Source organism: Pseudomonas sp. BAY1663 (assembly GCF_000582595.1).
GTDB lineage: Bacteria > Pseudomonadota > Gammaproteobacteria > Pseudomonadales > Pseudomonadaceae > Stutzerimonas > Stutzerimonas stutzeri_AF.
In genome coordinates this window covers 1-9,228 of the sequence record NZ_AZSV01000122.1, presented here as the reverse complement: position 1 = coordinate 9,228, position 9,228 = coordinate 1, and the positions used below count along the sequence as shown (strand labels likewise).

Below are 9,228 nucleotides of genomic sequence, written 5' to 3'. Positions count from 1 at the left end.
CCAATGAAAGCAAAACTTTCATTCAACACACCCAATCTTGCCAGTCCGGTGTCAAGCAGCCTGTCCCCATGAAATGAGAAGAACCTTTTTTACGGCTATGCCATAGCGCGTTGCGCAGGTTGGGTCGAGGAGCGAAGCGCCGAAGCCCAACACGTTCCAGTTGGGCTTCGCTGCGCTCAGCGCCAACTTGTCCGTGAACGTCCGATCGCCCGGGCAGCGGCTTTCACCGCCAAGCCAAGAGAAGGATCAGAGCGCCAGCACATCCGCCGGCCGTCGGCGGAACCAGCCGGTGAGCGACAGGCGCTCGGCCTGGGTGGCCAGCACCTCATGGGGGAACTCGCCGGAAAGGAACACCACCAGGTTGCCGGCCAGCGGCGGGACGTCCAGTTGCGAGCCGTCGGCGAAGTGCATGCGCAGCATACCGCCATGCGCTGGCTGCCAGTCCGGATTGAGGTAGAGCACCGCGGTCACGCAACGGCTGTCGTCATCGCGGAAGCGGTCCAGGTGGGTCTGGTAGAACGCCCCCGGCGGGTAGAAGGCGAAATGGCACTCGAACTCCTCCAGGCCGAGGAACAGCTCGCGGTTGAGCTGCTGGCGCAAGCCGTCCATGAGCTCGAGGTAGTCATCGCACACCGGCGACTGGCCGGGCTCCAGCCACTGGATATGGTCGCTGCGGATGCCTTCGTGCACCACCTGCGCCTCGCCGCGGCCGACGCCGGCCGGCGCCAGCGCACCCTCGGCCTCGCGCCTGCGGCACTCGTCGGCCAGCTTGTGGGTCACATCACTGGAAAGGAAGGAACGCTGCAACGACCAGCCGCGCTCGGCCAGGTCGTCGATGATCGAAGAGAACGGCAAGGAAGTGACTCCGAAGGGATACTGACAGAGTCTAGAGTCTGTCGCGACTCCGCCACAAGCTGCGCTGCGGCAATCTCGCCAGCCCGCGGCGGCAGCGCGTTCGCGCCTCGACAAGCATACGCCGGGGCACGGAAAATAGACCGCCCGCCAGACAGGAGTTTCCATGCGCGCCCTTTTAGCCTGTGCACTGCTGACCTTCAGCCTCGTCGGCTTCGCCGATACCTACGAAGAGCTCTACGAGACCGCCGGCTGGACCGAACAGCGGGCCAATTTCGCCGATGCGCTGACCACCGCCCAGCAACGCTACAAGGACACCCTGCCGCCGGCGGTGTTCCAGGCGCTGGTCACCAACAGCAATCGCCGCTTCGCCTCCCACGCCATCGACCAGCGGGCCCTGGGTGCGCTGCGGGCGAATCTGGCGCAGCCGCAGCCATCGCTGGCGTTCTTCCAGTCGCCGCTGGGGCGCAAGATCGTCTCGGCCGAAGTCCTCGCCGCCCGCCGCGAACAGCTGGCCCGCCACGCCGGCGGCCTGCCGCGCATGGAGGCCGGCAGCAATCGTCAGTTGCTGATCCGTCATCTGGCCCAGGCCATTCCCGCCAGCGAAGCGGGCGCCGAGGTCAGCCTGGCGCTGGCCGGGGTCGCGGCCGACAGCCTCAGCCAGATGATTCCCGGCCTGCTCGGCGGCGGCCAGGCGCAAAGCCTGCTGAGCAGCCAACGCCGGCGCATGGTCGAGCAGATCGAGGGCGATCTCGACAACACCCTGCTCTACGTCTATCGCGAGCTGTCCGATGCCGAGCTGGAGGAGTTCCTGCAGTTCGCCCAGTCGGACGCGGGCAAGGCCTACTACCAGGCTGCGCTGCAGGCACTGCGGGCCGGTCTGGCGGTGGGCATGAGCGGCAACGAGCTGGAACCGCAGCAGCCGAGCATCTGACCCGGCGCTACTTCAGCCGCTCGCGCAGGAAGTCGAAGTAGGCGCGGCGAAGCTCTTCGCGTTCGTTCGCCAGATGGTGGCGCGCATCGGGCAGGCGGAGGATTTCCGATGTGGCGAACTTGCGCTGCAGCATGGGCAGGTTGTGGCGCCAGTCCACGGTCATGTCCGCCTCGCCCTGAATGATCAGCGGCGAGTGCGTGCTGTCCGGCGCCCCCTCGATCCGCGGGATCCAGCGCGACAGCGCACCGACCCAGGCCGTGGGCAGGATGTCCGGCTGCAGCGGATCGCGGCTCTGGACGAACTCGAGGAAGGCGGGATCGCTGGAATTGTCGGTGAAGGTCCGCGGGATCTGCCGCACGAAGCGCCGCACCAGCTCGTAGCTGAGCCGCGAGCGCAGCCAGGCGCGCGGGCGGATCAGCGGTGCCAGCAGGATGGTCCGCCCCAGATCGGGGTTGTCCGTCTGGTGCAGCAGATGGTCGAGGGCGATGGCGCCGCCGGTGCTCTGCCCGAGCAGATGCCAGGGGCGCGGCAGATCCAGCTGGCGCGCCTGTTCGAACAGCCCGGCCAGCACCGCCTGGTACTCGTCGAACTCGTTGATGCTGGCGCGCGGGCCGCTGGACAGCCCGTGCCCGGGCAGGTCGCAGGCCAGCACGGCGAAGCCCATCTCCAGGCCCCACTCCACCACGTGCCGATACAAGCCCATGTGATCGTAGTAGCCGTGCAGGATCAGCAGGCTGGCATGCGGCTGTTCCGGCCACCAAGCCTGGGCGACCACATCGTAGTCATGTACACGGAAGCGCCCCAGGCGGCGCTGGACATTGCGCCGGTGCGGCATGTTCAGGCCGTAGTAGGCCTGGTACTCGAGGGCTTCAGCGGATACGTCGACAGCCTGGGACAACGGCGGCAGGCCGCGACGCAAACGCTCGGGCTGGATACGCGCGGGCATGGGATTCTTTCGGGTTGCGGTGACTCGGGATATTCAGCTCTGCGCCGCATCATGGCAAGCTTGCGCACCCGCAAACAGAATTCCGCCATGAGCACCCGCCGCAAATACCTGCTCGCCGCATTGATCGCCCTGCTCTGGGCCGGCGCCATGCTGGCCGCCTTCCAGTGGTTCGAGGCGCGTTACCTGCGCACCTTCGAGGGTGAGCGCGCCGAGCTGTTCTCCGGCGATGCGCTCAGGCTGCCCGCCGAACTGCAGGGCCACGGCACGGTGCGCTTCGTGCACTTCTGGGACCCGGGCTGCCCGTGCAACGTCGGCAACCAGCAGCACCTGCAGGAGCTGCTGCAGCGCTTCGCCGGGCAGCCGGTCGAGTTCTACGAAGTGCGCAAGCCGGGCAGCCAGGGCCGCCTGCCGCAGCCGCTGGCCGCGCTCAAGCCTCTCGAAGGACTCATCGGTGCCGAGCAGCTGCCGGCCAGCCCCGCGGTGGGGATCTGGGACCAGCAAGGCGAGCTGGTCTACATCGGCCCCTACAGCGAGGGCGCGGTGTGCAGTTCGGACAACAGCTTCGTCGAGCCCATCCTCGAGGCGGTGCTCGCCGGGCGCAAGGTGCGCGCCACCCACTCGCTGGCGGTGGCCTGTTTCTGCGACTGGCAGCAATAACGAATACGGCGGCAGTACGGCGGGCAAACTTGATTGCAATCAAATGATAATTATTATCAACTGAAAGAGAATCGCACCCATTGTTGCGGTCGGCAGCACCGCCGACGATCTTCATGGGAGCCGTTCGATGATTCTCCGCCTGCACCCGCTGGCCCTGGCCTGCCTGGCCATCAGCACCTCTTCCGTTCTCGCAGCCCCGCTGGAGCTGGAGGAAACCGTGGTCACCGCCAAGGGCTACCAGGCCGCGGCGCAGGACATCCCGCAGGCGATCGAGGTACTGCAGCCGCAGCCGAGCGAAACGGCAACGCCGGCGGGCAGCCTGTTCCGCGGCCAACCGGGGCTCGCCGTGCACAGCGACGGCGCCTGGGGGCAGAACCCGGTGCTGCGCGGGCTGAAGAAGGAAAGCATCGTCATGCTGGTCGATGGCGTGCGGCTCAATTCGGCGCAGCCGCAGGGCTCGCTGGCCTCGTTCGGCGACCTCGGCCTGCTCGACCGCGTCGAGGTGGTCAAGGGCCCGGGCTCGGTGCTGTATGGTAGCGGCGCCCTCGGTGGCGTGGTCAACCTGATCACCCCCGAAGCGCGCTTCACCGAGCAGGAGGAAACGGGCGGACGCTTCGGCCTGTCCGCCAGTAGCGTCGACGAAGGCTTCAATGGCGCGGCCTTGCTGCGCAATTCCAGCAGCGACCACGCGCTGGTGCTGGGCGTCGCCGGCCGCAAGCTCAACGACTACGACAGCCCCGGCGGCACCGAGGAACGCACGGGCTACAGCTCCGACAGCCTGCTGCTCAAGTACAAGCAGCGGCTGAGCGACGATGTCAGCGTCAACCTCAACCTGCAGCGCCATACCGACCGCGATGTCTGGTATCCCGGTTCTGCCCGCAGCGGCACCCCGGCGCTGCTCGGCACCGTCACCATGCATTCGCCGGAGCAGCGCCGCGAGCTGTTCCAGGTCGGCCTGGAGAATCGCCTCGGCGAGGGCACCCTGAGCACCGAGATCTACCGCCAGGAGGTCTACCGGGAAATCCGCGCCTACTCCGAGAACCTCGGCCGCAACCAGGTGCGCAACGACGTCAGCTTCATCACCCACGGCCTGCGCTCGTCCTACCGGGTGCCGCTGGCCGACCACCTGCTGAGCGTCGGCGTCGAAGGCTGGCGGATGACCGGCGACCCCGAACGGCACATCCACAACAACCCGCCCTTCTTCGATAACGACCAGCGCAACGACCCGTTCAAGGACGGCGAGGTGACCTCCTACGGCCTGTTCGCCCAGGACGAGTTCGAGCTCGGCCGCACCGCCCTCGTCGCCGGCGCACGCCTGGATCGCGTCCGCGGCGACGCCAGGCAGAAGGGCAGCGGCGCCGCCGCGCAGACCAGCGGCCTCGGCAGCAGCGACACCAGCCTGTCCTGGTCGCTGGGCGCCACCCATCCGCTGAGCGACACGCTCAACCTCTACGCCAACGTCGGCCAGGCCTACCGCGCCCCCGACCTGCGCGAGCGCTTCGAGGATGCCGCCCGCGGCGACGGCTACTATCACATCGGCAACCCACAGCTCGACCCCGAGCGCTCCACCAGCTTCGAGATCGGCCTCAAGGGCCGTGGCGATGGTTTCGACTACCGCCTGGCGGCCTTCCATACCCGCATCGACGACTACATCGCCGGCCGCGTGACCGGCATGAACGCGCCCAACGGCCTGCCGATCAAGCGCACCGAGAACCTCGACGAGGTGGTGATCTATGGCCTCGAAGGCAGCGCCAGCAAGGCCGTCGGCGCCTTCGTGGTGGACGCCGGCTTCACCTGGCTGCGCGGCGAGAACAAGCAGGACGACGAGCCGCTGTACCAGATGCCCGCCCACGAACTGACCCTGGGCATCGGCCAGCCGGCCGAGCGCGGCTTCTACTGGCACGCCCAGCTGCGCGCGGTGGCCGAGCAGGACCGCGTCGCCACGCGCTTCTCCAACGGCACCGAGGACGAGACCGCCGGCTTCGTCACCGCCGATGCCAGCCTCGGCTGGGGCTTCGGCAAGGTCGGCGTGCTGCACAGCGCCAACCTCGACGCCAAGCTGAGCAACCTGTTCGACAAGGCCTATCACGAGCACCTGGCCGACGGCGTCAGCGGCTACGAGCTGGAAGCGCCCGGACGCGGCATCACCCTGGCCGTGAGTGGAAGCTTCTGATGATCCGCCGACTGCTGCTCATCGTCCTGCTGGCCGCCGCCACGCCGGCGCTGGCGGGCAAGCTGCCGCGCCTGGTGCTGGCCGGCCCGTCCTCCTCGGTGTCCAACCCGTTGATCCACATGGTCGAGTCCGGTGCCCTGGCGGATATCGCCGAGCAGGTCGAATTCGTCGCCTGGCGCGATCCCGACCAGCTGCGGCTGATGGCACTGAACCGCCAGGCCGACGTGCTGGCCATGCCGGTCAACGTCGCCGCCAACCTCTACAACCGCGGCGCGAGCCTGCGCCTGCTCAACGTCTCGACCTGGGGCCTGCTCTGGCTGGTGTCCCGCGATCCGCAGCTGAACAGCATCGGCGACCTGCGCGGCAAGGAAATCGCCATGCCGTTTCGCGGCGACATGCCGGACATCCTCTTCGGCCTGCTGGCCGAGCGCGAAGGCCTGGACCTTCGCAAGGACCTGCGCCTGCGCTACGTCGCCACGCCCATCGATGCCATGCAGCTGTTGCTGATGCGCCGCACCGACCATGCGCTACTGGCCGAGCCGGCGATCTCCATGGCATTGCGCAAAGCCGCCGAGGGCCCCCTGAGCCTGGTCGCACCCGAGCTGCATCGCAGCGTGGACCTGCAGCGCGAATGGGGCCGCCTGCTGCAGCGCGAGGCACGCATTCCCCAGGCCGGCATCGCCCTGATGGCCAGCATCAAGGACGACCCGGCGCTCGCCGCGCGCATCGCCCGGGCCTATGCCGATTCCCTGCAGTGGTGCCGCGCCCATGCCGATGCCTGCGGCCAACTGGTCGCCAGACATCTGCCGATGCTCAGCGCCGAGGCCGTCGCCGACTCGCTGGCGGTGGCGCAGATGCAGGCGGTGCCGGCCGCCGAGGCACGGGCGGAAGTCGAGTTCCTCTTCGAGCGGCTGCTCGAGAAGAATCCGGCGCTGGTCGGCGGCAAGCTGCCGCCGGCGGACTTCTACGCGCCGGCTGGGCCATGAGCCTGCTGCGCAGCTGGCTGGGCGGCCTGCCGGGCTATCTCTGGAGCGGCTGGGGCGCGCTGGCCAGCCTGTGCCTGCTGCTCGCCGGTTGGGAGGCGGTGGCCGCGCATTACGGCCCGCTGGTGCTGCCCGCGCCGCTGGACACCTTCGCCCGCCTGCTGCAGCTGATCGAGGACGGCGCGGCCTGGCCGGAACTGCTGGCCACCGGCCGGCGCGCCCTGCTCGGCTTCGCCCTCTCGGTGCTGCTGGGCAGCGCGCTGGGGCTGGCCGCCGGCGTCTCCATGACCGCCTCGATGATGGCGCGGCCGCTGGTCACGGTGCTGATGGGCATGCCGCCGATCGCCTGGCTGGTGCTGGCGATGCTCTGGTTCGGCGCCAGCGACGGCACGCCGGTGTTCACCGTGTTCATCGCCAGCTTCCCGCTGGTGTTCGTCGGCGCACTGCAGGGCACGCGCACGCTGGACAACCAGCTCAAGGACATGGCCCTGGCCTTCCGCCTGCCGCGACGCATGCTGTTCTTCGATGTCTACCTGCCGCACGTGGTCTCCTACCTGTTCCCGGCCTGGATCACCGCCCTCGGCATGGCCTGGAAGATCGTGGTGATGGCCGAGCTGCTCGCCACCCAGGACGGCGTCGGCGCGGCGCTGGCGGTCTCGCGCTCGCATCTGGACACCAGCGCCACCATGGCCTGGATCAGCGCCGTGGTGGGCCTGCTGCTGGCGGTGGAATACCTGCTGCTGGAGCCGATCAAGCGCGAAGTCGAACGCTGGCGCGAGGTATCGCCATGAAGCACCTGCAAGTCCACGGCCTGGGCCACGCCTTCGGCCGCGACGAGATCTTCGCCGGCATCGACTTCGGCCTGGCCGCCGGCGAGGTGGTCGCCCTGGTCGGCCCCTCCGGCTGCGGCAAGACCACCCTGCTGCACCTCTGCGCCGGGCTGCTGGACGTGCAGCAAGGCCGCATCGACAACGGCTTCGGCAACCCGGCCAGCATGTTCCAGCAGCCGCGCCTGCTACCGTGGAAGACCACCGCCGACAACATCGCGCTGGGGCTCAAGGCGCGCGGTATCGTCCGGCACGCGCGTCTGCGGCAAGCCACTGCGCTGGCCTTGCGCCTGGGCCTGGGTACAGGCGATCTGGCCAAGTTCCCGCACCAGCTTTCCGGCGGCATGCAGAGCCGCGTCTCGCTGGCGCGGGCGCTGGTGCTGCAGCCGGACCTGCTGCTGCTCGACGAACCCTTCGCCGCGCTGGACATCGGCCTCAAGGAGGAACTCTACGCGCTGCTGCTGGCCGAGCAGGCCGCGCGCGGCATGGGCGTGCTGATGATCACCCACGACCTGATGGAAGCGGTGCGCCTGGCCGACCGCATCCTGGTCATGGCGGCCGAGCCGGGGCGCATCGTCAGCCGCCTGGAACTCGACCTGCCGGCGCCGCAGCGCACCGATGCCTGGATCTACCGGTACACCGCCGAACTGCTGCAGCTGCCGGCGGTGCGGCAGAGCTTCGGCCTGGCCACGCGCGCGCCACAAGCGTTGCCGAGCGTCGCCCAGGGCGTCATACGCGAGGCGGCCTCTCCATCCACTGCCAGCAGGAGGCGTTCACGATGCTGACTACCGTCACCCGCCGGCTCGCCGCTTGGCCATTGCTGCTGTGCAGCTTCCGCCCGCTGTTTCTCGTCAGCGTGCTGCTGGCCGTGCTCGGCGTGGCGCTCTGGCTCGGCTTTCTCGGTTTCGGCCTGGCGTTGCCGGCGGTCCCGGGCGGCCCGCTGGTCTGGCATGCGCACGAGCTGCTGCTGGGTTTCGGCCTCGCCGCGGTGGCCGGCTTCGTCCTCACCGCGGTGCCCGAATTCACCGCCAGCGCGGCGTTCGGCCGGCGTGTCGGCCTCGGCTTCGTCGCCCTCTGGCTGGCGGCGCGGCTGTGCTTCTGGCTGTCCGGCGTGCTCGGACCGTGGCCGGCCGCGCTGGGCAACGTCGCCTTCGCCCTGGCGCTGCCGGTGCTGCTGACGCCACGCCTGCTGGGCGACCCGTTGCGTCGCCAGTATGGATTCTTCGGCGGGCTCGGCGCGCTGGCGCTGGTGACGGCAGGCTTCCATCTCGACGTGCTGGCCGGCCACTACCCGATGCGCTGGCTGCACGCAGGCGTCGGCGTGATGATGGTGCTGATCGTGGTGGCGATGAGCCGCATCTCCATGCGCATCCTCAACGACGCCATCCAGGTCCGCCGCGACCGTGGCCACGAGGTGGACGAGGACTATCGCGCCCGGCCGCCGCGACGCAACCTGGCGATCGTCTGCATCGCCCTGTTCAGCCTCGGCGAATGGCTGGCGCTGCCGGTGGCGCTCAACGGCTGGCTGGCGCTGGCCGCGGCGGCGGCGATGCTCAACCTGCTGAACGACTGGCATATCGGCCGGGCGCTGTTCGAGCGCTGGTCGCTGATGCTCTACAGCGTCTACTGGCTGATGGCGCTGGGCTACGCCACATTGGGCATCTCGTTGCTGGCGAACGGCGTAGCCAGCAGCGCCGGCCGGCACCTGCTGACGCTCGGAGCGATGGGCGTGTCGATCCTGGCGGTATTGTGCATCGCCGGGCGCACCCACAGCGGCCATGCGCTGGACCAACGCCGCTGGGTGCCGCTGGCGACCTGCCTGCTGCTGGTGGCCGCGCTGCTGCGCGCCAGCGCGG

General features: G+C 69.0%; 9 protein-coding genes. 7 read left to right on the top strand and 2 right to left on the bottom strand.

The window, feature by feature from the left end:
• Positions 1 to 246: 246 nt before the first annotated feature.
• A complete protein-coding gene (locus BAY1663_RS21045; RefSeq protein ID WP_037044683.1) occupies positions 247 to 855 on the bottom strand; it encodes a 2OG-Fe(II) oxygenase in 609 nt (202 codons plus the stop codon).
• Between the two features lie 163 nt (positions 856 to 1,018).
• Between BAY1663_RS21045 and BAY1663_RS21040 the strand changes: the two genes are divergently transcribed.
• Positions 1,019 to 1,786 (top strand): DUF2059 domain-containing protein, encoded by a 768-nt coding sequence (locus BAY1663_RS21040; RefSeq protein ID WP_037044681.1) that lies wholly within the window; start codon positions 1,019 to 1,021, stop codon positions 1,784 to 1,786.
• 7 nt (positions 1,787 to 1,793) lie between these two features.
• Here the strand turns inward: BAY1663_RS21040 and BAY1663_RS21035 are convergent, their stop codons facing one another.
• Positions 1,794 to 2,732 (bottom strand): alpha/beta hydrolase, encoded by a 939-nt coding sequence (locus BAY1663_RS21035; RefSeq protein WP_037044679.1) that lies wholly within the window; start codon positions 2,730 to 2,732, stop codon positions 1,794 to 1,796.
• A gap of 87 nt (positions 2,733 to 2,819) precedes the next feature.
• On the opposite strand from BAY1663_RS21035, the gene BAY1663_RS21030 reads away from it, so the two are divergent.
• From BAY1663_RS21030 to BAY1663_RS21005, 6 genes are all read left to right on the top strand, one after another.
• A complete protein-coding gene (locus BAY1663_RS21030; protein WP_037044677.1) occupies positions 2,820 to 3,389 on the top strand; it encodes a DUF6436 domain-containing protein in 570 nt (189 codons plus the stop codon).
• A 127-nt stretch (positions 3,390 to 3,516) separates the two neighbouring features.
• A complete protein-coding gene (locus tag BAY1663_RS21025) occupies positions 3,517 to 5,562 on the top strand; it encodes a TonB-dependent siderophore receptor (RefSeq protein WP_037044674.1) in 2,046 nt (681 codons plus the stop codon).
• Complete coding sequence (locus tag BAY1663_RS21020) at positions 5,562 to 6,548, top strand: ABC transporter substrate-binding protein (protein ID WP_037044672.1); 987 nt, start codon at positions 5,562 to 5,564, stop codon at positions 6,546 to 6,548. Before BAY1663_RS21025 ends, BAY1663_RS21020 begins: the two co-directional genes overlap by 1 nt.
• Positions 6,545 to 7,336 carry an ABC transporter permease gene (locus BAY1663_RS21015; protein WP_037044670.1) on the top strand — a complete coding sequence of 264 codons (792 nt, stop codon included), beginning with the start codon at positions 6,545 to 6,547 and terminating at the stop codon, positions 7,334 to 7,336. The genes BAY1663_RS21020 and BAY1663_RS21015 overlap by 4 nt, the downstream gene beginning before the upstream one ends.
• Complete coding sequence (locus BAY1663_RS21010; protein ID WP_037044668.1) at positions 7,333 to 8,157, top strand: ABC transporter ATP-binding protein; 825 nt, start codon at positions 7,333 to 7,335, stop codon at positions 8,155 to 8,157. Before BAY1663_RS21015 ends, BAY1663_RS21010 begins: the two co-directional genes overlap by 4 nt.
• Positions 8,151 to 9,228: NnrS family protein (locus BAY1663_RS21005; RefSeq protein WP_037044666.1), on the top strand; the 1,078-nt coding region annotated here is incomplete at its 3' end. The genes BAY1663_RS21010 and BAY1663_RS21005, both read left to right, overlap by 7 nt.